Genomic DNA, 21,770 nt, shown 5'->3' with positions numbered 1-21,770 from the left:
GCTCATCTTGTACTGCGCAATCACCGTCGCGATGAACGACTTGCCGACGCCGCCCTTGCCTTGCAAGACCATGTGAATTTTGGCCATTAGAGTAGATCCTCCTTCTTCGGTGTTCTGTTGAATGTGAAGCCGCTTGTCGTCGGCCCCTCCGGGTTTTTCTCGGTCGCCTGGCTGTTGCCGGGTCGCGCTGTTTGCCGATCCGTGAGTCGACGGCCATCGGCGTCGACACTGTTGCCCTGCTCGCTGACGAGGACAGGAGCAGGCGGTTCGTGTAGCCGCGAAATGCCTGGTAGCTGAAGGAAACCTTGCCTTCCTCGTGCAGCGTTTCCCAGATGGTCTTGACTGGCCAGCCGTCATCGAGGGCCTGTTTGACATCCCCCCGTATGGCCAGAAAGGTCGCCCGGTTCTGTCCGTTACGGGACGGCTTCTTCTGGGCTGCGCGTTCTGCGATGCGCACCGACAAGTTCTTCGTCATGACCGTTTCGTAAGCATTGTTCCGTCCTTCTTCTGCCTGACGCACCGATTTGAAACCGCGCTTTAGCCGCTGCGTGTCGGGTTTTGTCTTCAACAATGATACGATATATCGAAATGCAAGGCAGAGCAACGCTGCAGCAACGCCCCGGCAACGCGCTGTGTCTTGTCACTTCTGGCGTAACAACGCTGTTGGGCCGGGCAGGATATGTGAAGTAGGCCCACCCGCAGGCGGGTCGTCCTTCTTCACGAAGCCCTTATTCGCACTTCGTGCTCAACGGACATCCTGCTCTGCGAGGCAGCCGGCTGTCGCCGCCACAACTGGGGAACGATGGAGAAGGAAAACAAGGCAACGCGCAAAGGCAGTCCGCCGATCAAGGTGTATTGCCTGCCCGAAGAGCGGCACCAGATTCAGGCGAATGCGGCCGCGACTGGCCTGAGCTTGTCGACCTTCTTGTTGAACGTCGGCATTGGCTATCAGGTGCGCGGCATCGTGGACAACAAGCAGGTGGAAGAGCTGGCGAGGATCAATGGGGACCTGGGCCGACTCGGTGGCCTGCTGAAGCTCTGGCTGACCGACGACGCTCGTCTGGCTTCGGTCGGTGAGGCCACCATCCGGGCGGTGCTGTCCCGGATCGAGTCCACGCAGGACCAGATGATTCACGTCATGGGGACGGTGGTCAGGCCCAGGGCTGACTGAAAAAATTTTAGCGGCTAAAACGCCGGGGGGCAGGCATGATCGTCAAGCAAGTGCCCATGAAGTCGGTCAAGAAGAGCGACTTCGCCGAATTGGTGAAGTACATCACCAACGCGCAGCAGAAAGCCGAGCGCGTTGGTGGCGTGACTGTCACGAATTGCCAGTCAGGCCGGCCGGACGCGGCGATTTTCGAGGTCATCAACACCCAGGTCCAGAACACCCGCGCCGAGTCCGACAAGACCTATCACCTGATTGTCAGCTTCCGCGGCGACGAGCCCGACCGAAACCACCTTGAATGCTATCGAGGCGCGCATTTGCGAGGGGCTCGGCTACGGCGATCACCAGCGTGTCAGTGCCGTTCACCACGACACCGACAACCTGCACATCCATATTGCGATCAACAAGATTCACCCCACCCGCTATTCGATCCACACGCCCTACAACGACCACAAGATCCTGGGCGAGCTTTGCGAGCGGCTGGAACTCGACTACGGCCTGGAGCGTGACAACCACCAGGCGCAGAAGCGCGGCGCGGAGAATCGCGCGGCCGATATGGAACGTCATGCAGGCGTCGAAAGCCTGCTTGGCTGGATCCAGCGCGAATGCCTGAAGGAGATCCAGGCCGCGCAGTCCTGGGCGGACCTGCATGCAGTGATGCGCGACAACGGCCTGGAAACTGCGGGCCCGCGGCAACGGTTTGATCATTGCCGACCAGTCGGGGACGATGGTCAAGGCGAGTTCCGTTGCCCGCGAGTTGTCGAAGTGCAAGCTCGAAGCTCGGCTTGGTCCTTTCGAAGCTTCAGCGGAGTGGACGGCCAACCAGGCGGCGAAGCCGGCACGGCAGTACGAGCCGCGCCCCATTCGTACACGGGTCGATACGGTTGAGTTGTACGCCAGGTACAAAGCCGAGCAGCAGGACATCGGCGCCTCGCGTTCGCTTGCCTGGACGCAGGCGCGTGACCGGAAGAATCGCTTGATTGAAGCCGCCAAGCGGAGCGGTCGCCTGAAGCGCGCCGCGATCAAGCTACTGGGTGACCCGGGTGTTGGCCGCAAGGCACTCTATGCGCTCGCAAGCAAGACGCTCCGGGACGAAATCGAGAAGATCAACAAGCAGTACCTGAAGGATCGACAAGCCATTCACGAGAAGTGCCAGCGTCAGAGCTGGGCCGACTGGTTGCGCCGCAAGGCCACCGAAGGAGATCGCGAGGCACTGGCCGCCCTGCGCGCACGCGATGCTGCGCAGGGTCTCAAGGGAAACACGCTGGCAGCTACAGGCGGGCAGCAGGCAAACCAAGTAGCCGAGGCGCGCCCGGACAGCATCACCAAGACGGGGACCATCATCTACCGGTTTGGCTCGTCGGCGGTCAGGGACGACGGCGAGAAGCTGAAAGTCTCTCGGGGAGTCACGCAGGACGGCTTGCAGGCAGCCTTGCGCATGGCGATGGAGCGGTACGGGAACCGCATCACGGTCAACGGCACCGCCGAATTCCGGGAGCAGGTCGCCGGCGCAGCTGCGCTCGGGAATCTTCCGCTCACCTTTGAAGACGCCGTCCTGGAGCGGCGTCGACAAGTGCTCTTGAGCGAAGCAGGCATGGCGGGCCGTGCTCGCCCGGAGCAACAGGAAGAACGGTCGGATCACGGGCTGCGGCCGGATTTTTCCCGGACAGGAGTGGTGTCGCCAGCCATGGCGTTGACTGGGGAACACATCAAAAAGCGTGCCCAGGGGCCTTCTCCGCATTTCGATATAAAGAACAATATACGATATACTGATCATAAAAGCGGGGCGGATACTTCCGCCGGCACCCACCAGGGCGAGGGTCAATCGCCGGCCTTGCTGAAACACGGCGAGGAAATGCAGGGGGTGCCGACTGCCGAAGTGTCCGCACAACGCCAGAAGCGCGTTGTCGTCGGTGATGCCGTCACCGTCACTCAGCCGGGTTCAACCAAGACAAAAGGGCGAAGCAGGTGAAAGACAAATTCAACAACGCCGTCGGTCCGCAGGTACGCGCACCGAAAGCCAAGGCCGACAAGATCATCCCAGCCTTGGGTGTTGCGTCGCTGGTTGCGGGCCTGCAGTCCGCCACCCAGTTCTTTGCGCACGATTTCCAGTACCAGGCGGTCCTTGGTCCTCACCTCAACCACGTGTATGCGCCGTGGTCGATCCTGGGTTGGGTCAGTACGTGGTACGGCCAGTACCCGGACGCCGTCATGCGTGCCGGCGGTATCGGCATGACCGTTAGCGCAGCGGGTTTGCTCGGCCTGGCCGTCACCAAGATGGTTCTCGCGAACTCGGCCAAGCTCAACCCCTACCTGCATGGTTCAGCTCGCTGGGCGAACGTGAAGGATATCGAGGCTTCCGGGCTGTTGCCCCGGCCACGTAGCTTCTGGCAGCTCCTCTCCGGGAAGGCGCTGCCCACAAGCGCTGGCGTCTATGTCGGTGCTTGGCTGGACAAGCAGGGCAAGCAGCGTTACCTGCGCCACAACGGCCCGGAGCATGTCTTGTGCTACGCGCCGACGCGCTCCGGCAAGGGCGTTGGCCTGGTCATGCCGACTCTCCTTTCCTGGGGCGAGAGCGCCGTCATCACCGACCTCAAAGGCGAGCTCTGGTCATTGACTGCCGGATGGCGCAAGAAGCACGCGCACAACAAGGTGCTGCGCTTCGAGCCGGCCTCCGCCAACGGCAGCGTTTGCTGGAACCCGCTGGACGAAATCCGCACCGGTACCGAAAACGAGGTCGGCGACGTGCAGAACCTGGCGACCCTGATCGTCGATCCGGACGGCAAGGGGCTTGAATCGCACTGGCAGAAAACCGGCCAGGCGTTGCTCGTCGGCGTGATCCTGCATGCGCTCTACAAGGCCAGGAACGAGGGAACGGCGGCGACCCTGCCGGCCGTCGATGCCCTGCTGGCCGATCCCGATCGGGACATCGCCGAGCTGTGGATGGAAATGCGCACCTACGGCCACATTGGCGGCGAGAACCATCCGGCCGTCGGATCGGCCGCTCGCGACATGATGGATCGCCCCGACGAAGAAGCCGGCTCGGTACTGTCCACCGCCAAGTCCTACCTGGCCCTGTACCGGGATCCCATCGTCGCCCGCAACATCAGCCGATCGGAATTCAATATCCGCGACTTGATGCACCACGAGCAGCCGGTCAGCCTGTACATCGTCACCCAGCCCAACGACAAGGCTCGCTTGAGGTCCCTGGTGCGCATCATGGTGAACATGATCGTGCGCCTGCTGGCCGACAAGATGGACTTCAAGGACGGCCGCCAGGTCGCGCACTACAAGCACCGCTTGCTGCTGATGCTGGACGAGTTCCCCAGCCTTGGCAAACTCGAAATCCTGCAGGAGTCGCTGGCCTTCGTGGCCGGCTACGGGATCAAGTGCTACCTGATCTGCCAGGACATCAACCAGCTCAAGAGCCGTGAAACCGGCTACGGGCACGACGAAAGCATCACCTCCAATTGTCACGTTCAAACCGCCTACCCGCCGAACCGGGTAGAGACGGCCGAGCACCTTTCGAAGCTGACCGGGCAAACCACCGTCGCCAAGGAGCAAGTCACTACCAGTGGCCGTCGCACGAGCGCCTTGCTTGGCCAGGTTTCGCGCACCATCCAGGAAGTGCAGCGGCCCTTGCTCACTCCCGACGAGTGCCTGCGCATGCCCGGCGCAATCAAGAACGCCAACGGCGATATCGACGAGGCCGGCGACATGGTGGTGTACGTGGCCGGCTATCCGGCCATCTACGGCAAGCAACCGCTCTACTTCAAGGATCCACTGTTCCAGGCCCGCGCCGCCATCCCTGCGCCGGAGAACAGCGACAAGCTGCTTCACGTGCACACGGTGCCAGCAGCAGAGGCCATCACGATATGAGCCGCCTCCTCAAGCGCGTCAGCGTGGCGACTGCCGTTGCCGGCGGTGCCGTGCTGCTGTTGGGCGCAATGGCCTACGCAAGCGGTGCGCGCGTGAACAGCACGCGGAGCATTCCAGTCGGCGTGTACTGGCTGAGCGGCGACCCTGTCGTCAAAGGCGCTTACGTCATCTTCTGCCCGCCGCAAGCCGGCGTCTTCGATGAGGCCAAGGCAAGGGGCTACATCGGGGCCGGCTTCTGCCCCGGTGAGTACGGCTACATGATGAAGCGCGTTTTAGCCGCTAAAAACGACGCCGTCAGCATCACCGCCGAAGGCGTGCGCGTGAATGGCGAACTGCTGCCATTGAGCGCCCCGATCGAGGCCGATTTGGCTGGCCGGCCCCTGCCGCGTTTTCAGGCCGAGCGCTTCACGCTGAGCGGTTCCGAACTGCTGTTGATGTCGGACGTCAGCGGTATCTCCTTCGATGGCCGCTACTTCGGTCCGATCGATCGTTCGCAAATCAAGGGCGTCATCCGCCCCGTTTTTACGTGGTGAGGAGGAATTCATGAGCTTGTTCATCGCAGGAAAGCCCGGCCTGGCCAAGGCCAGGTCCGCCTACAGCCAATTCAAGGAGTAGAGACCATGACTACCCGGAACACCGTTCTGCCCACCGCGGAGGCTGCCAATGACAGTGCTGCCACCGATACGGCCAACGCCGCCGCCGTGCTGTACGAGAAGCTCGCCGACGCGATGACTCCTGGCTATCAAGCCGAGTTCGATCCCGAAGAGGCCGAACAGGCCGGCGCTTTCGTCGAGGATGCCCTGAGCGAACAGGACGCCGTCGAGAGCGACATTGACCTGGTCGATGCCACGGCGCCGGCTGCCACCACCGAGGCGAAGGGGTAAGGACGATGGCCGAGACCAAGAAAGCATTTCACGAACAGGTTGCCGAGCAACTGATCGAGCAATTGAAACAGGGCACCGCGCCTTGGCAAAGACCATGGCATCCAGGCGAGCCGGGATCCTTCATCCCGCTCAACCCGACGACCGGCAAGCGCTATCGCGGCATCAACGCCATCCAGTTGCTGGGCCAGGGGCGTACCGATCAGCGCTGGATGACCTACAAGCAGGCGGCGGCAGCCGGCGCGCAGGTGCGCAAGGGCGAGAAAGGGACGCCGATCCAGTATTGGAAATTCAGCGAAGAACAGACCAAGACCGACGAGGCCGGCAAGCCGGTCCTCGATGCCCAGGGCCAGCCGGTGAAAGACGATGTTCGTCTGGAACGGCCCAGGGTGTTTTTTGCCACCGTGTTCAATGCTGAGCAGATCGACGGCCTGCCGCCGGTACAGCCGCGCAAGGAGCAGGAATGGAATGCCCTCGAACGAGTTGAACACATCTTGCAGGCCTCTGGTGCGCTGATCCAGCACGGCCCGCAAAACCGGGCTTTCTACCGGCCGGGATCCGACAGCATCCACCTTCCCGAAAAAGGTCAGTTCCCCAGCGCCGACACTTACTATGCGACAGCGCTGCACGAACTGGGCCACTGGACAGGTCACCCGTCACGCCTTGCTCGTGACCTGGAGCATCCTTTCGGCAGTGAGGCCTACGCCAAGGAAGAACTGCGGGCGGAAATCGCCAGCATGATCATGGGCGATGAGCTCGGAATCGGTCACGATCCCGGCCAGCACGCGGCCTATGTCGGCACGTGGATCAAGGTCCTGAAAGACGATCCACTCGAAGTTTTTCGCGCGGCAGCGGACGCCGAGAAGATCCACTCCTATGTGCTGGCTCTGGAGCAAAAGCAGGTTCAGGAACAGAGCACCGAGCAAAGCCAGGACCCGATCGCGCCGGTGATCTCCGACAGCGAAAATCAGGAGGCAGGCATGCAGACCTTGACGCAGAGCGAAGCCAACGCGCACGAGCAGGCGGCCGAACTGGCGCGCCTCGAGGAAGCACGGGTTCGCCAGGATCCCGACAGCACCGACGAGCAGATTGCCGTTGCGAGAGAGGCGCGCAAGTCGGCCGACTTGGCCGTCGTGCTCAACGACGCCGATATCCAGCGGCGCGTCGCACAGATCGAGAGCGAGAAGCCGCCGGCGCCGGCGGTGAACGACGCCGAGCCGGCGAAGAAAACCTATCTCGATGTGCCGTACCACCAGAAAGACGAAGCGAAGGCGCTGGGTGCGCGCTGGGATCGTCAGGAACAGTCTTGGTTTCTTCCGGGAGGTATCAAGGACACTGCTCCCTTCGCCCAATGGGCACGGCAACCCGATGCCGCGGCCCCGGAACGTCCGACCCAGCCCGAGAAGCAGCGCACTCAGGAGCGCCAGTATCTCGCCGTTCCCTATGGCGAACGCGCCGCAGCCAAGGCCGCCGGCGCTTTGTGGGACAAGGCCGCGAAATCCTGGTTTGCCGGCGCGAAGGCCGACAAGAGCCGGCTGCAACGTTGGTTGCCGGAAAACGTCCCTGGCCAGCAAGGGCCGGCCATGTCGCCGCGAGACGAGTTCGCCGAGGCCTTGCGCTCGATCGGCTGTGTGGTGAGCGGCGAGCACCCGATGATGGACGGCAAGAAACACCGCATCAGCGTCGAAGGCGAGAAACTCAGCGAGAAAGCCGGCTCGGGCTTCTACGTGGGCCACCTAGACGGCCACCCGGCCGGCTACGTGAAGAACAACAAGACCGGCGTCGACATGAAGTGGAAGTCGAAAGGCTACGCGCTCGACCCCGAGCAGAAAGCCCGGCTACAGGCCGAAGCGGCCGACAAGTTGCAAGCGCGCACTGCCGAGCAGGAGCGCCTGCAAGAGCAGACGGCGCAGCGGGTAGCCAAGCAGATGGCGCACCTGCTGCCGGTTATCGCACCGACCACCTACATGCAAACCAAGGGAATCGAACCGCAGGCGGGCGTTTTCACGGACAAGGAAGGCCGGGGAACCTACATCCCGGCCACCGACACCGATGGCAAGCAATGGACGATGCAATACATCCAGGAAGACGGCACCAAGCGCTTCGCCAAGGACAGCCGCAAGGAAGGCTGCTTCCATGCAATCGGCGGCCTGGACGCCCTGGCCAAGGCCCCTGCCCTGGTCATTGGCGAAGGCTACGCGACGGCCAGCAGCTTGCAGCAGACGCTGGGTTTTGCGACCGTCGCCGCCTTCGACTCGGGCAACCTGCTACCCGTCGCCAAGGCCTTGCACGCGAAATTCCCGGACAAGCCCATCCTGATCGCCGGCGACGACGATCGACACCTCGAAGCCACGCAGGGAATAAATCCCGGCCGTAGCAAGGCCGAGGAAGCGGCAAAGGCGGTTGGCGGAAAAGCCCTGCTACCGATTTTCGCGCCTGGCGAGCAAACGGCGAATCCGAAGGGTTTCACCGACTTCAATGATCTGGCCACCAAGAGCGTGTTGGGACGGGAAGGTATCGAGCGGCAGGTTCGTTCGGTGGTCGATGAGGTGATCGAGCGTTACCAGGCGCAGAGTGTCGAGCCGCAGCAGCAGCTGGAGAAACGGGAGCAGCGGCTACGTAGGGCGGTGAAGGTGGGGTAATAGATATGGCGTCATCGTAGGTTGCGCTGCGATGACGCGTTCTTGGCTTGCTCGTGCTCGGTGTGTGAGGGGGTTCAGAAGGCATCAAGGTGTTCAGCGGCAGCTCGCTCTTGGGGGACTGCCTACGGCAGACCCCCGCCGCTAGGCTCCCCCCAAGACGGCGAGATCGCTTGCGCGAACTCGCTGGCTGACAATGACCACTCAGCAATGGTTTTGCTCACGCAATGACCATTAGGCTTGAATCTGACAGGTTCGGCGTTCGCACGAAGATCGATGTGCATGACCGTCTGCTGTCAATAACACTGCATTTCCGGTATCGACCCATAACCGACCACCGGCGCGAAGGAAAGCAGACGTTCAACGTCTGGTTCAGCGGCGCCAAAAGATGGAGTGGCATTCTGCGACGTACTGCCGAAGGCATTCGCAGAATGCCGCGGAGTGTTCGAAGTCTGCTGGAACAACTTATTGGGCAATATATTATCGCAATTGCGATTCTTTTTAACTAGGCAAATTCGCATATTAATGGACGCCTAATTTTCCTTCTGTTTTTGTGTGCTGTTCTTTTTCACACATGGCTATTTCAAAACCTGGCGGAAGCGATGTGCGTTCGTTTCCACATGCCCCAGACAGTTGTTCAATTGTCAATTGATGACTTCCGTCTAACTTGGCGTCAGTTAAGTTGGCTCCAGAAAACGTTGCGTGACCCAGTAAAGAGCCCTCGAAATTCACACCAAGCAATGTGGCACCATCAAAGTTTGCATAACGAATGGTGGAGTAACTTAGATCTGAACCTTGCAGTCCGGCATTTTTAAAACTTACCATGGCTAAGTTTGCATAGGACAAATCCGACACGAAAAGCTCAGTACCTTCGAAATCCGCCCGAGTTAAATTGGCTCCTTTCAATTTTGCGCCGCCTAACCACAGTGGATGATCGAGATCTCTAGAAGATAAATTGACACCCAGAAGGGATGTGATTTCTTTTATTTTGTAAAGGCACCAAGATTTCGTACCTTGATATAGCGATGACTCTAGCGTGCCGCCAAAGATTTTAGAACAGAATAGGCCATCCGGGCTATTGAGATATTCCAGGGCGCTAGCTTTCCCAGAGTTTCCTGGTACCCGAGCTTGTATCAATTGCCAAGCGCGAAATTTTCTATCCTCTACCGCCTCAACTAGATTCAACCATGATATAGCGACAGCTAGAAGTAAAGATGCTGCCGCGACGATGACCCCCCAAGGTTCGACCTCTTGCACGAAGCGGCGCATCCGGTGAGAGATTGTTTTCTGATTTGTCATGGGTTAGCTGTATCAATACTAGGTGTGACTATGCCTAACTTGTAAGTTGACGTCCTGACACTAAACTTGATTCGCAGTTAGTTTTAAGTCAGGAATAATATCAGTACAAAGGCGATTATATTCTTGGTCCATCGTAGCTAGACCAATTAAACTTTTCGATAGCATGTTCGCTATAGGAATAACATCCTCTCCGTCCGTTCCTGGCCGACTGCAGGCTGTCACCGCCGAACCGAGCCCAGTGGCGGCTCTCCTCTCAAGATAAGACCCAAGCCGTCACAAACTTTGCAGACGGCCTGCTCGTACGGGTCGCGCCCGGTCCCCTTGCAATATCGGCACTGTTTGCGATCCACGTTGCTCACCGTCAATACTCCGTTGCCCTTGCAGATGCTGCAAGGTGTGGTTGCAAACGGATCGCTCCCGGTGCCGACGCAGAATGCACAGGCTAGCTCTTTACCTCCATCGCCATTTGAATCAGGACAGAAGCTTTCCAGTCCGCCCTGACTCTCGCCTTGAATCGCTGCCAGTGCAGCGGTCTCCGCTCGATGCTTCCACTGTTTCAGAATGTCGACCGTGTATCGTCCGGTGTCGTTGTCGATCAGCTTTGCACAGTTCTGACATAGCCAGATCGCGTTCTCTATCGACTGTCTTTGTGTAGAGGAGAGGCGCCCGTCGAAACGTGGCCCTCCGGGCGCTGCTGCGGTGATATGCGCTCCGACTCCGATGTTTACTGCCTCTGAGGCAGAGGTTCTCGGTCCTGCAGTTTGCTTGCGACACGCGGGGTTTGAGCACCGGACGCCCACTCGTTTCGCGAGGGTTTCAACAGTCAAGCGGGCGAAGTCGTCACGGGACACGTGGATCTCACGGAATTCTTGGCGCTACGAATAGCGTTTATCTGCTGCCCCGAAAGCGCCCAGCTCAACCGCTGCTGAGACCTCCGAAGCTAGGTTAATAGCATACGCCAAGATTGGGGTTTGTGTCGTTTCGTGTGGAACGGAGCCGATGCCTGTGCCGAGCCCTGCGGGCGCCCCCACCCCTAGCCCCGCCCCCAAGGGCGGTGAAGTCCTCGCCGCCGGACGGGCTCGGGGGCCGGCCGCGAAAAGCCGCAACCAGCCCCAAGCCCTTGAGCGTACTGGCGTTTCTGACGCCGTCAAGGGTGCGCTCCGCCGGGCTTCGCCCGCCCTTGACCGCGCCCTCAACGCCGCTGTTCGGGATGGCCATGCCTGCGCAGCCCCACAGGTCGGTCGTCGTCCGTTCCACACGAAACGACATAGACCCCAAGATTGCTTAGCGTGCCGCTTCGTGATGACTTTTGCATCATGCATCGAGAGGCTCTTCACGACCCGATGCGGACAATCGAGGTCTTGGAAAGCGGACGCCCAACGTTTGAAATCACCGGCGCTGTGCGGCTTTATCGCGCAGCTTCCCTTGGAGCGCAGTGTTAGATTTTTCACTCCTACAGCTTGTCAAAGACGGCTGACTGCAATTTTTCGATTTCCTCCGTCAAGAGGCCGAGGGCCGGGAATGTCTTTCCTTTCCTCGTTCGGTATTCCAAAGCCTTTTCTTTATAGGCAGCCGAAAGTCGAAGGGTTTGCTCAAGCTTCACTGTTTCGGGCAAACCTGCACCTATTGCAAGAGATGCTAATGTTTCCAAGTCGTGGCTGATCGTTTTCAGGTCTTTAATTGTTCGCTTGTGCTTGTACAGAAACGCCTTGAGCAAGAGCTCTGCCGAGTGACCGAGCAGGTAGTAAATTGCCGACGAGTAACCTATGCGACCGCGGGGTCGTGCCTGTAACACCCGAGCGGCCTCTAAGAACTCCCCCGATAGAGAAAAAAAGGTGCCGTCGTCTTGGCTTTTATCGCCATCGACGTGGAAGCCAAATATCTCTCGGCAGCACATTTGATAATAGTCCACATTGAAACTCCGTGACGTTTGAGGGGGTTGTGTCGTTCCGTGTAGAAAGCGGCACGTCGCAATGTAGGCAACAGCGTACACCCAGATCGCTTCAACGACTGCTTCGGGTCAACTTGGTCACCGTCTCTTCCTGGCCGACAGGCGCTACTCCGTGTAGTGAAAATAGCCGCGCTGTCGCGTCCGGCGCTACGCTGAGATACCTCAGCGTGAAAAAGCCGGAACTAGGCCGGTTCGGTGTTGGGTCGCTGCTCGGGTCAGTCGCCGAAGTGGTCATGACTCGGCATCGAAATGGGCGCACTCTTGCGCACCGTGAAGGCGGCAACTCGGCAAGTTGGCCGTCGTTGCTATTGGTCATTTCTCGCGAAAGAGCAGAAAGGCGAGGCCTCCAACAATTAAGACGCCCACCCATTGAGTTAGAAGCATTCCGACATGCACTTGAGCTACGAAGGACCCTAAGGTAGGCGGAAAAAATACGAATCCATAGCCAGCATTAAGAATTACTCCGTTTTCTCCGATAAATCTGAATGGCGGAAAAAGAGCCATCAGCATGACCACGGCAATCATGCCGATAAGTAGTTTTTGCTGCTTCGAATTCATAGTCATCCTCTACACAACGCCCGACCTTGTTATCGGGAGAAGTTTTGCTACATAACTCCGACGCCGAGTCTCTAACTTGGCGCCGCTCGGAGCTTTGAAAGCCTCACCGAAGCAGGCTCTGCGCCCTATATTAGTTGCTTCTATACAGCATTAGAAAATCGTGAAAATCGGCACTCCGCAGGCTAGGCTCATATCCTACACCTAGGCCGGCTCAGTGACTGCTTTCGGCATACTTCTCGACCGTCTCTTCCTGGCCGGCAACCGCCGACCACGGTCTGGCTCGAAAGCAGTCGGTTAGCGCGCTGCTTTGTCGTTGCTAAGATCCTTTCTTAATCGCGCACAGGCGGCCACAGGCGGGCCGTATGAACCAGTGTCAGTATCCACACTGTTTCGCCGTCGATCTGATACACCAAGCGATAGCTTTCGTGCGGGATCAGCTCGCGGGTGCCGGGAATCCTCCCCGGCTTGCCACGATGGGGATGCTGAGCCAGCAGGGCGGCTGCGTCGCTGAACAGCTCATCCATTCGCGAAGCCGCACGTGGGTTGTCGGCAGCGATGTAGTCCCATACGTCGGTGCGGTCCTGCTGCGCTTCTGGTGTCCAGACGACCCTCACGGGCGATTCGTCACATTGGCACGCCGTGCGGAAAACTCGGCTTCAATCTCATCGTTCGATCGCCCCTGGCCGGCACGCATCGAGGCCCGGCCGGCCTCGACCTTGTGGCGCAGGAACTCATCGTAGTCCCGTGCCTCGCGCTGGCGGTGAACAAACTCGCGCATGAGCTCGCGCAGCACCTGCGACGCCGGGCGGTGGGCGGCTTCGGCTTCCGCCATGAACTCGGCGCGCAGCTCGGGTTCCAGCTTCATTGTGAAAACGGCTTCTTTCGACATGATCAGGCCTCCTGTCAAAGGGTACTAACCAAGTATATACATGATCATTACATCGCGCGCCGCACAAAGTGCAACAAGGCGAGTGGTGCTGTATCAGCTGTGCCGGCACACATCTGCTTGGCAACGGGCTCGACAAGGCTTCAGCACTATTGATAACCTATTTTATCAATAGCAAAATGCCTGCAAGCTGTTGCGCACGCCAGACCGCCGCTGTATTAGTATCTAATACACAAGACCAGCCCAGAAAGGAGCCGTCATGCCGAGAAACACCAGCGTCACCCTGGGTGAACACTTCGAAGGCTTCATCGCCCAGCAGATCGATGCCGGCCGCTTCGAGTCCAAGAGCGAAGTGGTGCGCGCCGCGATGCGGCTGCTCGAAGAGCACGAACAAAAAGTGAGCGCCTTACGTCAGGCCCTGGTCGAGGGCGAGACGAGCGGCGAACCGGTGCCGTTCGCAATGGCGTCGATCATCGAGGAGGCACGCCAGGAGGCCAAGAGCGGTTCCGTGGATGCTTGAACTGCTTGTTCGCCCGCGCGCCCGCCGCGACCTCAAGGACATCTGGCGCTACACCGTTCAGCAATGGGGCGCCGCGCAGGCGGATCAATATCTGTACGACCTCGATCGCGAGATCCAGGGGCTTTTGAAGTTTCCCGAGCTGGGGACGCCGTACGATCCTGTCCGAGCGGGCTACCGGCGGCTGCATGTGAAACGTCACCTGGTGTTCTATCGCCGCGCCGGTCAGCGTCTTGAGATTGTTCGTGTGCTTCACGACGCCATGGATGTCAAAAGCCATCTATGACCCGGCGTGATCTTGTCGAAGGATTGGATGACCACCCCGTGAGCGACACAAGCCCCCTCCCCGCCATCCCGGCCGTTGCTTCCCGGCTCCTGACCGCCGAACAGTTCCAGCGCCTGGCTGACGTGCCGCCCGAGATCGAATGGTTCGCCAATCTCGGCAACAAGGCCACCCGCCGCGCCTACGAAAACGCCATCGGGGATTTCATGAAGTTCACCGGCATCGTGAAGCCCGAGGAATTTCGCACCGTCACCCGCGCCCATGTCATCGCCTGGCGCGACGACCTGGTGCAGCGCGCCTTGAGCGGCATGACCGTACGGCATCGCCTGGCGGCGCTGTCGTCGCTGTTCGAGTCCCTGTGCGAGAAGAACGCCGTGACCCACAACCCGGTCAAGGGCGTCAAGCGCCCGTCGGTGGAAAGCTACGAAGGCAAGACCCCTGCCCTCGGCGACCACCAGGCGCGCAAGCTGCTTGACGCGCCGGACGGCGCCTCGCTCAAAGGCAAGCGCGACCGAGCCCTACTGGCCACCCTGCTCTATCACGCGCTACGCCGCGAGGAGCTGTGCCGCTTGAAGGTCAAGGACTTCAAACACGAGCGGCGTGGGGTGCCGCACCTGAAGGTGTTCGGCAAGGGCGGCAAGATCCGCTATGTGCCACTACATCCCGCTGCCAGCGGCTTGATTGGGGACTATCTTGAGGTCGCGGACCATGGTGCGGACGATGCCGGCGCCCTGTTCCGGCCCATCCGCAACAACTGCACCGGCACACTGGAAAAAGCGATCACACCCGACGCGGTTTACAAACTGGTGCGGCAATACTCAACGGCGCTGGGTTTCGCGATCGGGGCGCACGCGTTGCGGGCAACCGCCGCGACCAACGCGCTTGATCACCAGGCCGACATTGCCAAGGTGCAGGAGTGGCTGGGTCATGCCAACATCGCCACCACGCGGATTTACGATCACCGCAAGACCCGGCCGGAGGACAGTCCGACCTTCAAAGTGGCCTATTAGAGAATGCTCGAGTTCTTTGTCAGTCAGCACCGGCAACTGGGTTTTTACTCTTGATTTCCGCCGCGACATCCTGCCGACGTGCCTCATCGCGTCGGCGAGCGGCAAGGCGTCTGGGTCGCGCCGGAGGCGTGCCCCCCGTGGCTTGAGCTGACGGCGCTCAGCACCCGGAGGGCGTCGAAGTTGCCATGCTTCATCGATGCTGTCGCACCTGGCGTTGTGTGGTTTGCCACCGCTCCCGAGCGGAAGTGCCGCGTAAAATTCGCCGATGATCCGCTCTGAACTCATCAACCGACTCGCCGCCCTCTTCCCGCAGTTCACCCCCAAAGATACTGAACTTGCGGTCAAGGCCATTCTTGAAGCGCTGAGCAACACGCTGGCGAAGGGGGACCGCATTGAAATACGCGGTTTCGGAAGCTTCGGGCTCAACTACCGGCCGCCACGTACTGGGCGCAACCCAAAAACCGGTGAGGCCGTGCGGGTTCCAGCGAAAGCGGTACCCCACTTTCAGGCGGGGAAAGAACTGCGTATCAAGGTCGACTCGGGCAGATAAGCGCTTCTTGATTGCGTTCTGCTCGTGCGACTGTATGCCTTCCGGATATGCTGGAGAACAAAACTGATGGTCTCAGATCGGCCATGAGCGGCCAGATAACGCTCCGCGCGACAGGCCGTTCGAGTGACCGTTGCGATCCAATACCAGCCGACCAGGCAACATGAACCAATCGTCCAATTCGGCAAGACTACCGGCGCCGCATACGGTAGGCAGGAGTCGTGGAAATGCCCGCCCTCGGTTCCAGAAGGGCATCGCCAACATACTTGGCTCAGCGGCCCTGGCGCAGACGGTTACGTACGTGGCAGGACCTTTGCCCAAGGTAACTCCGGCAAGCCCGGAGGGGTGGTTTGGTCATCCGGTTCCATTCCGCGCCGGAACCTTCATGGAAACCTTCTTTAGGTCCACTGGCACCACCGCCCTCGCCGAGAGTCCCCGCGGTCCTCGTCTGAGGCCATCCTCTGGAGCGGGTTTCTGTCCGCACTGTCAACGGCGTCACCGCCGACGGCTCTCACTGCTTCCTCGCTTCGTCCCGAGGTTCCTCATAGGGCTCGATCTTGTCCACGCGCAGCTGATAGCCAGCGATGCCCCATGTGGTATCCGCGCGTTGCAGCGTGAATTCTCCGTAGACCCAGACCGGTACCATCATCTTCACGCCCGCCAGTGGCTTGGCGGATTTGGCGTGGATGATCTGGTTTGCTGGCGGCGGCGGGGTGTGAATGCAGGCGCCAAAATAGGGGACAAGCAGGAATTCGGTGACTTTGTCTCCTTGCCGCTCCAGTGGCAGAGCGTAGCCCGCGATACGCCCCTTGCGGCCATTCATGGCGGGTTCGCCGGGCGCATTTTCCCAGGCATGCTTGAGCTTTTCGAGGGCCTCCATCGCTCGTGGGTCGGAGTCCTGCATCGTCGTCAGGTCGAGCGTCTTGAATTCGGCCGAGGGATCCCAGTCCTTCGGTACCAGGTGGTCCCACGTGATTTCCGGCCAGGGGTTGGCGGCAAGGAGCGGTGTCGCGAAGATCAGCGTAACGAGCAGAAGTAGTCGTTTCATGTTCAATTCCGTGGTGTGAGGCCGTCGGCAAGCGAAATGCGCCAGGCACGCCATCCGGGAACCAGGCTGGCAAGAAGCCCGGTGGTGAGTATGGACACGACGAGTCCCCACTCGCTCGCGGTGGGCGGTCGCAGTGCAAGATGGACGCCGTACTCCCGCAGCAATGGCCCCAACGCGACGATGCCCGCCGCCAGGAGCGCCGCGCCGAGAAGAACGCCGAGTGCGGTGACCAGCAGGCCTTCGACGGTGAGCATCATGAATATTTCGCGTGGGCCGGCGCCGAGTGCGCGCAGGATGGCGAGTTCGCGTCGGCGTTCGTTGAGGCCAGCGAGCAGCGTGGCCGTGAGTCCGGCGAGGCCAACCGCGACAACCAGCGCGGAGAGCGCGAGCAGGGTCTGCTCGACCGTGGCGAGCGTCTGCCAAAGTTCGTCGAGCGCCACGCCAGGCATCACCGCGAGCAGCGGCTCGCCGCGATAGCCGTTGATGTGGCGCTGCAGGCGGAAGACGTCTCTACGGCTCTTGAGGCCGATCAGCATCGCAGTGATCTCCTGCGGCTGAAGATCGAATTTGCGCACCTGTTCGGCGGGAATGGCGAGGCCCGGTAGTGGGGCGCCGCCGGCCCAGTCGAGGTGGATCGCGGTGATCGCCGCGAGGTCAACGTGCACCGTGCGGTCGACCGGCGTACCGGTCGGTGCGAGGATGCCGACGACCGTGAACGGCTTATCCTCATGTTCCGGACCGAGTTCAGCCATGCCGTGCGAGAGCGTGATGTGGTCGCCAGGGCGGTAGCCGAGCTGCGCGGCCACTTCGCTGCCGAGCACCGCTTCGAAGACCTCGGCGAAAGGCTTGCCGGCGGAAAAGGTCAGTGCCTGCCGGTCGCCGTAGCGCAGCCGATCGAAGTAGGCGGCCGAGGTACCGAGCACCGGGAAGCCGCGGTGACTGTCGCCGAGCGACAGCGGCACGGCCCAATCGACCGCCGGATGGGTCGCTAGCGCTTCGAAGCTCTCCCAGCGCATGTTGTTGGTCGCGCTGCCGGAGTGGAAGACCGCGTAGAGCATCAGCTGCACGGCGCCACTGCGCGCGCCGACGACGAGGTCGACGCCCGATACCGACTGCGTGAAGCTCGCGCGTGCGTCGCTGCGCACGCGCTCGACCGCGAGCAGCAGCGCGCTGGCCAGGGCGATGGCGACCAGGGCAATGCCCAGTGTCAGGCGACGCGCCCAGGCGCTCTTGAGTGCAAGGAGCAGCACGGCCCTCATGTGGCGGCCTCCGTGGCCGCGCAATTGACCTCCGCGAGTGCCACCGTGCGGTCAAAGTGCGCAGCGAGCCGTACATCGTGGCTGACGAACAGCAGGGCGGCATTCGCGGCGGCGGTCTCGGCGAGCAGCAGGTCGATGAAAGCTTGCTGACGCGGCGCGTCGAGCGCCGAGGTCGGCTCGTCGGCGATGAGGATTCCGGGTTGGCCAATGAGGGCGCGAGCCGCCGCGACGCGCTGCTGCTGGCCGACCGAGAGTTCGGCCGCGGGTTTCTGCCAGAGCGCAGGCGCGAGGTCGAGATGGGTCAGCAAACGGGCGGCAGCCTGTTGCGGATCGCCGGCCCGCTCACGCCGCCGGGTCGAGAAGATGCAGGGCAGCAGCACATTGTCACGAGCGGACAACCAGGGCAACAGGTTGAACTGCTGGAAGACGAAGCCGACGTGGTCGGCGCGGAAGCGGTCGCGCGCATGGGCGGACAGTGCGGTCAGCGGCTGGCCAAGCAACTCGATACGTCCTGTCTGCGGCAGCGCCACACCGCCGAGCAGCGCGAGCAGGGTGCTCTTGCCGCTGCCGCTCGGGCCATGCAGGAACACACGCTCGCCGTGCGCAACGGCGAAGTGCGAGATGGCGAGACAGTCTGCGCACTGGCGCGGCCAGCGGTAGGTGAGTTCCTTGATGCGGATCGCCTGATCGACGCTGTGGGTCATGCTGGCGAGCTTACCAGACGAGCACCGGCTTCTTCGGCGTCAGCCGTTGCGCGCCCTGACCGACGGGGCCGCTGCGCTGGCTTTCGAGACGGTAGAGGCGCTTGAAAAGCTTGAACAGCGTCGTCTCGATGCCCTTTAAGGGGTCAGCTCACGAAACGGGAAAAATCGTACGCTAAGCCTCACCGAGCACCCGCAGCGACCGGAACTTGCCCTGCTCGACGTGTTTGTTCTGCCGCCAGATGTAGTCGCCGGTCAGGTTGATGTGCTCCCAGCCCAGCGGCGAGAGGTGCGGCAGCAGCCTCTCGTCGATGTCCTTGCCCGAGTCGCGCAGCGCCTGGATCGCCCGCTCCAGGTAGACCGTGTTCCACAGGATGATGGCCGCCACCACCAGGTTGAGGCCGCTGGCGCGGTAGCGCTGGTTCTCGAAACTGCGGTCGCGGATTTCACCGAGCCGGTTCAGGAACACGGCGCGGGCCAGTGCGTTCTTGGCCTCGCCCTTGTTCAGGCCGACCTGCACTCGGCGACGCAGCTCGACGTTCTGCATCCAGTCGAGCGCGAACAGCGTGCGCTCGATGCGACCCAGCTCGCGTAAGGCCACGGCCAGGCCATTCTGACGCGGGTAGCTGCCAAGCTTCCGGAGCATCAGCGAGGCCGTTACCGTGCCCTGCTTGATCGACGCGGCCAAGCGCAGGATCTCGTCCCAATGGGCGCGAATGTGTTTCACGTTGACGCTGCCGCCGATTAGGCCGGCGAGCGTCGGGTACTGCTTGGCGTCGCCGTGGATGTACAGGCGCTTGTCGGTCAGGTCGCGGATGCGCGGCGCGAAGCGGAAGCCCAGCAGGTGCATCAGCGCGAACAGGTGATCGGTGAAGCCGGCCGTGTCGGTGTAGTGCTCCTTGATGCGCAGGTCGGATTCGTGGTGCAGCAGCCCGTCCAAGACATGGGTGGCGTCGCGCACCGTGGCATTGATGACCTTGGTGTGGAACGGCGCGTACTGGTCGGAGATGTGGGTGTAGAACTGCACCCCCGGCTCCTGCCCGTACTTCAGGTTAACTTGGCCGGCGGCATGGCCTCTGCCGCCGGCCTTGAAGTTCTGGCCGTCCGACGACGACGTGGTGCCGTCGCCCCAATAGACGGCGAACGGCTGACGGAACTGCGCGTTGACCAGCTCGGCCAGCCCCGCCGAATAGGTCTCGTCGCGGATGTGCCACGCTTGCAACCAGGTCAGCTTGGCGTAGGTCACGCCCGGGCAGGATTCGGCCATCTTGGAAAGGCCAAGATTGATGGCGTCGGCCAGGATGGTGGTCAGCAGCAGGTATTGATCTTCGGCCGCCGCGCCGCTCTTGAGGTGCTTGAAGTGGCGGCTGAAGCCGGTCCAGCCATCGACCTCCAGCAGAAGCTCGGTGATCTTCAGGTGCGGCAGAAGGCTGTACGACTGTTGCATCAGCGCCTCGGCATCGTCGGGCACGCCGTTGTCCAGCGGCGAAATCTTGAGCCGGCCGGTGCTGGTGATGGCGGCGTCGGGCAGTTCGTTGGCGGCAGCCAGCCGCTCCACCGTCGCCAGTTGCCCTTGCAGCACCGTGAGGCGCGCCTCCAGGAAGCGCCCGCAGTCGGTTTCGACGGCCAGACCTAGTTCCCGCTGCTCGCGCTGCGCCGCGAAACGCGGCGGCGGCAGCAGGTAGTCCTCAAAGTCCTTGAACTGGCGCGAGCCCTGGACCCAGATGTCGCCGGAGCGCAGCGCGTTTTTCAACTCGGCGAGGACGCACAGCTCGTAGTAGCGCCGGTCCAACCCATCTTCTGTGCGCACCAGGCTTTCCCAGCGCTTGCGCACGAACGACGTGGGCGCATCGTCCGGCACCTTACGGGCCTGGCGCTCGTTCATCCCTTTGAGCACATCGACGGCCGCGAGCAGTTCGCGTGCCACCGGTGCGGCCTTCATAGTCAGCGCTCCCAGCAGGACCGGCGTGTAGCGCCGGAGCTGGTTGAAGCCGTCGCCGACCAGCGCGAGGAAGTCGAAACCTTCCGGCTGAGCCAGCAGCTCCGCCTGGGTGATGCTCTCGGTGAACACCTCCCACGGGATGATGGCCTCGATGGCGGCGAACGGATCGCCGCCTGACTGCTTGGCTTCCACCAGGGCGCGGCCGATGCGCGAGTACAGTCGCACCTTGTCGTTGATCGCCTTGCCGGACTGTTGGAAACGGTCGGCATGGTTGCGCTTGGCCTTGCTGAACAACGCGCCCATGAACCGGTCGTGCAGGTCGATGATCTCGTCGATCAGGGTGGCGCGGGTGTCGAGGATCACCGCGACCAGGGTCGCATAGCGCCGGTTCGGCTCCAGGTCGCGCAGGTGCTGGGCCGTCATCTGTCCGCCTTCGCGGGCGAGCTTCAGCAGGCGGTTCTGGTGGACGGCGTGCTCCAACCCGTCCACCAGCGCCAAGTCGCGAAGGGCCTTCAGCCGCTCCAGGTGGGTCAGCACATGCTTGGGCTTGGGCGGGCCGGGCGGCTGGCGCAGCCAGATCAGCCCGCTGCCCTTGGTGCCGTCGCGGATCGCCAGCAGCGCGTCGAGCGCACGACGATGATGATCGGCCAGCGGCGCGGTCAGTGCCTCGTACACCTGGCGCGTGCCGCGCGTATGCGCCTCGCTACATACACGCTCGATGACATCGATGGCCGGCAGGATGATGTGCTGCTGCCGCAGCAACTCGACCAGCGCCTCGGCCAGCACGAGGCCCCGGTCGGTCTGCTGGGCCAGTTCGGCGAGCTGGTGAACGAAGCGGTGGTAGTCGGCGGCAGCGAACGGCGCCAGGTTCAGCCATGCCTGCAACTCCAGCAGGTGCTCGCGCCGGGTTTCCGGCCGCTGCGCGTACTGCGGCCAGGCGTCCGGCTCAATGCGCAACTGGCGGCCGACGATGTTCAGCAGGGACGCGGGCGGCTCCGCATCCGTCGGCAGGGCGAAACCGGGATAGCGCAGGTAGCACAACTGTACCGCGAAACCGAGCCGGTTGTGATTGCCGCGCCGTTGGCGGATCACCGACAGGTCGGGTTCGGAGAAGGTGTAATGCCGGATGAGGTCGTCGTCAGTAGTCGGGAAGGCAAGCAGGCCGGTGCGGTCGGCGGGCGTCAGCAAACTGCGGCGCGGCATGG

The 21,770-nt window shown here is 61.6% G+C and carries 18 protein-coding genes and 3 pseudogenes; 10 read left to right on the top strand and 11 right to left on the bottom strand.

Annotated elements, in window-relative coordinates; translation table 11 throughout:
* Positions 1-87: pseudogene (locus QZ648_RS24420) on the bottom strand (conjugal transfer protein TraL); the annotation flags it as partial.
* 232 nt (positions 88-319) lie between these two features.
* Positions 320-475 (bottom strand): annotated as a pseudogene (locus QZ648_RS24415) (TraK family protein); the annotation flags it as partial.
* A 327-nt stretch (positions 476-802) separates the two neighbouring features.
* Here QZ648_RS24415 and traJ point away from each other — a divergent pair.
* The 6 genes and pseudogenes from traJ to QZ648_RS24385 all read left to right on the top strand — a co-directional run bounded on the left by traJ (position 803) and on the right by QZ648_RS24385 (position 8,567).
* The gene (traJ, locus tag QZ648_RS24410; RefSeq protein ID WP_291997266.1) at positions 803-1,171 is read left to right on the top strand and encodes a conjugal transfer transcriptional regulator TraJ; all 369 of its coding nucleotides are present in this window, start codon (positions 803-805) and stop codon (positions 1,169-1,171) included.
* Between the two features lie 35 nt (positions 1,172-1,206).
* Positions 1,207-3,137: pseudogene (gene traI, locus QZ648_RS24405) on the top strand (TraI/MobA(P) family conjugative relaxase).
* Positions 3,134-5,044, top strand: a complete 1,911-nt coding sequence (locus QZ648_RS24400) for a type IV secretory system conjugative DNA transfer family protein (RefSeq protein WP_291997264.1) — start codon at positions 3,134-3,136, stop codon at positions 5,042-5,044. Before traI ends, QZ648_RS24400 begins: the two are co-directional and overlap by 4 nt.
* Positions 5,041-5,577: a conjugative transfer signal peptidase TraF gene (gene traF / locus QZ648_RS24395; RefSeq protein WP_291997263.1), complete on the top strand. Its 537-nt coding sequence runs from the start codon at positions 5,041-5,043 to the stop codon at positions 5,575-5,577. Before QZ648_RS24400 ends, traF begins: the two co-directional genes overlap by 4 nt.
* A gap of 87 nt (positions 5,578-5,664) precedes the next feature.
* Positions 5,665-5,928, top strand: coding sequence for a protein TraD (locus QZ648_RS24390; RefSeq protein ID WP_291997262.1), 264 nt, complete (start codon positions 5,665-5,667; stop codon positions 5,926-5,928).
* 5 nt (positions 5,929-5,933) lie between these two features.
* Positions 5,934-8,567: a zincin-like metallopeptidase domain-containing protein gene (locus tag QZ648_RS24385; RefSeq protein ID WP_291997261.1), complete on the top strand. Its 2,634-nt coding sequence runs from the start codon at positions 5,934-5,936 to the stop codon at positions 8,565-8,567.
* A 519-nt stretch (positions 8,568-9,086) separates the two neighbouring features.
* On the opposite strand, the gene QZ648_RS24380 is transcribed toward QZ648_RS24385, so the two are convergent.
* The 5 genes from QZ648_RS24380 to QZ648_RS24360 all read right to left on the bottom strand — a co-directional run bounded on the left by QZ648_RS24380 (position 9,087) and on the right by QZ648_RS24360 (position 13,261).
* Complete coding sequence (locus tag QZ648_RS24380; RefSeq protein ID WP_291997260.1) at positions 9,087-9,863, bottom strand: pentapeptide repeat-containing protein; 777 nt, start codon at positions 9,861-9,863, stop codon at positions 9,087-9,089.
* A gap of 1,453 nt (positions 9,864-11,316) precedes the next feature.
* Positions 11,317-11,775, bottom strand: coding sequence for a hypothetical protein (locus tag QZ648_RS24375; RefSeq protein ID WP_291997259.1), 459 nt, complete (start codon positions 11,773-11,775; stop codon positions 11,317-11,319).
* A gap of 351 nt (positions 11,776-12,126) precedes the next feature.
* The gene (locus QZ648_RS24370) at positions 12,127-12,372 is read right to left on the bottom strand and encodes a hypothetical protein (protein WP_291997258.1); all 246 of its coding nucleotides are present in this window, start codon (positions 12,370-12,372) and stop codon (positions 12,127-12,129) included.
* 329 nt (positions 12,373-12,701) lie between these two features.
* Entirely contained in the window at positions 12,702-12,986 is a 285-nt protein-coding gene (locus tag QZ648_RS24365) for a type II toxin-antitoxin system RelE/ParE family toxin (protein ID WP_291997257.1), read from the bottom strand.
* Positions 12,983-13,261 carry an antitoxin of toxin-antitoxin stability system gene (locus tag QZ648_RS24360; RefSeq protein WP_291997256.1) on the bottom strand — a complete coding sequence of 93 codons (279 nt, stop codon included), beginning with the start codon at positions 13,259-13,261 and terminating at the stop codon, positions 12,983-12,985. Before QZ648_RS24360 ends, QZ648_RS24365 begins: the two co-directional genes overlap by 4 nt.
* 256 nt (positions 13,262-13,517) lie before the next feature.
* Here QZ648_RS24360 and QZ648_RS24355 point away from each other — a divergent pair, with 256 nt between their 5' ends.
* From QZ648_RS24355 to QZ648_RS24340, 4 genes are all read left to right on the top strand, one after another.
* Positions 13,518-13,778 (top strand): type II toxin-antitoxin system ParD family antitoxin, encoded by a 261-nt coding sequence (locus QZ648_RS24355; protein ID WP_042331304.1) that lies wholly within the window; start codon positions 13,518-13,520, stop codon positions 13,776-13,778.
* A complete protein-coding gene (locus QZ648_RS24350; protein ID WP_291998548.1) occupies positions 13,771-14,061 on the top strand; it encodes a type II toxin-antitoxin system RelE/ParE family toxin in 291 nt (96 codons plus the stop codon). The genes QZ648_RS24355 and QZ648_RS24350 overlap by 8 nt, the downstream gene beginning before the upstream one ends.
* Positions 14,058-15,068, top strand: a complete 1,011-nt coding sequence (locus QZ648_RS24345) for a tyrosine-type recombinase/integrase (RefSeq protein ID WP_291998547.1) — start codon at positions 14,058-14,060, stop codon at positions 15,066-15,068. The genes QZ648_RS24350 and QZ648_RS24345 overlap by 4 nt, the downstream gene beginning before the upstream one ends.
* Before the next feature lie 265 nt (positions 15,069-15,333).
* A complete protein-coding gene (locus QZ648_RS24340) occupies positions 15,334-15,618 on the top strand; it encodes an integration host factor subunit beta (RefSeq protein ID WP_291998546.1) in 285 nt (94 codons plus the stop codon).
* Between the two features lie 508 nt (positions 15,619-16,126).
* Here QZ648_RS24340 and QZ648_RS24335 read toward each other — a convergent pair.
* The 4 genes from QZ648_RS24335 to QZ648_RS24320 form a co-directional block, all read right to left on the bottom strand.
* A complete protein-coding gene (locus tag QZ648_RS24335) occupies positions 16,127-16,663 on the bottom strand; it encodes a DUF3299 domain-containing protein (RefSeq protein WP_291998545.1) in 537 nt (178 codons plus the stop codon).
* A gap of 2 nt (positions 16,664-16,665) precedes the next feature.
* Positions 16,666-17,922 carry an ABC transporter permease gene (locus QZ648_RS24330; RefSeq protein ID WP_291998544.1) on the bottom strand — a complete coding sequence of 419 codons (1,257 nt, stop codon included), beginning with the start codon at positions 17,920-17,922 and terminating at the stop codon, positions 16,666-16,668.
* Positions 17,919-18,626, bottom strand: coding sequence for an ATP-binding cassette domain-containing protein (locus QZ648_RS24325; protein WP_043567268.1), 708 nt, complete (start codon positions 18,624-18,626; stop codon positions 17,919-17,921). Before QZ648_RS24325 ends, QZ648_RS24330 begins: the two co-directional genes overlap by 4 nt.
* Positions 18,627-18,798: 172 nt before the next feature.
* Positions 18,799-21,768, bottom strand: coding sequence for a Tn3 family transposase (locus tag QZ648_RS24320; protein WP_291998543.1), 2,970 nt, complete (start codon positions 21,766-21,768; stop codon positions 18,799-18,801).
* Positions 21,769-21,770 lie beyond the last annotated feature (2 nt).

The organism is Candidatus Accumulibacter sp. ACC012 (assembly GCF_907163155.1).
In the GTDB taxonomy this organism is placed as follows: domain Bacteria; phylum Pseudomonadota; class Gammaproteobacteria; order Burkholderiales; family Rhodocyclaceae; genus Accumulibacter; species Accumulibacter delftensis.
The sequence above is the reverse complement of the archived record's forward strand: the minus strand, read 5'-3'. Positions and strand labels throughout refer to the sequence as shown.

Coding starts and splice junctions, on each gene's coding strand:
- QZ648_RS24360 (WP_291997256.1), bottom strand. CDS start 13,261: ATGTCGAAAGAAGCCGTTTTCACAATGAAGCTGGAACCCGAGCTGCGC.
- traJ (WP_291997266.1), top strand. CDS start 803: ATGGAGAAGGAAAACAAGGCAACGCGCAAAGGCAGTCCGCCGATCAAG.
- QZ648_RS24340 (WP_291998546.1), top strand. CDS start 15,334: ATGATCCGCTCTGAACTCATCAACCGACTCGCCGCCCTCTTCCCGCAG.
- QZ648_RS24385 (WP_291997261.1), top strand. CDS start 5,934: ATGGCCGAGACCAAGAAAGCATTTCACGAACAGGTTGCCGAGCAACTG.
- QZ648_RS24325 (WP_043567268.1), bottom strand. CDS start 18,626: ATGACCCACAGCGTCGATCAGGCGATCCGCATCAAGGAACTCACCTAC.
- QZ648_RS24380 (WP_291997260.1), bottom strand. CDS start 9,863: ATGACAAATCAGAAAACAATCTCTCACCGGATGCGCCGCTTCGTGCAA.
- traF (WP_291997263.1), top strand. CDS start 5,041: ATGAGCCGCCTCCTCAAGCGCGTCAGCGTGGCGACTGCCGTTGCCGGC.
- QZ648_RS24370 (WP_291997258.1), bottom strand. CDS start 12,372: ATGAATTCGAAGCAGCAAAAACTACTTATCGGCATGATTGCCGTGGTC.
- QZ648_RS24320 (WP_291998543.1), bottom strand. CDS start 21,768: ATGCCGCGCCGCAGTTTGCTGACGCCCGCCGACCGCACCGGCCTGCTT.
- QZ648_RS24330 (WP_291998544.1), bottom strand. CDS start 17,922: ATGAGGGCCGTGCTGCTCCTTGCACTCAAGAGCGCCTGGGCGCGTCGC.
- QZ648_RS24345 (WP_291998547.1), top strand. CDS start 14,058: ATGACCCGGCGTGATCTTGTCGAAGGATTGGATGACCACCCCGTGAGC.
- QZ648_RS24350 (WP_291998548.1), top strand. CDS start 13,771: ATGCTTGAACTGCTTGTTCGCCCGCGCGCCCGCCGCGACCTCAAGGAC.
- QZ648_RS24335 (WP_291998545.1), bottom strand. CDS start 16,663: ATGAAACGACTACTTCTGCTCGTTACGCTGATCTTCGCGACACCGCTC.
- QZ648_RS24355 (WP_042331304.1), top strand. CDS start 13,518: ATGCCGAGAAACACCAGCGTCACCCTGGGTGAACACTTCGAAGGCTTC.
- QZ648_RS24390 (WP_291997262.1), top strand. CDS start 5,665: ATGACTACCCGGAACACCGTTCTGCCCACCGCGGAGGCTGCCAATGAC.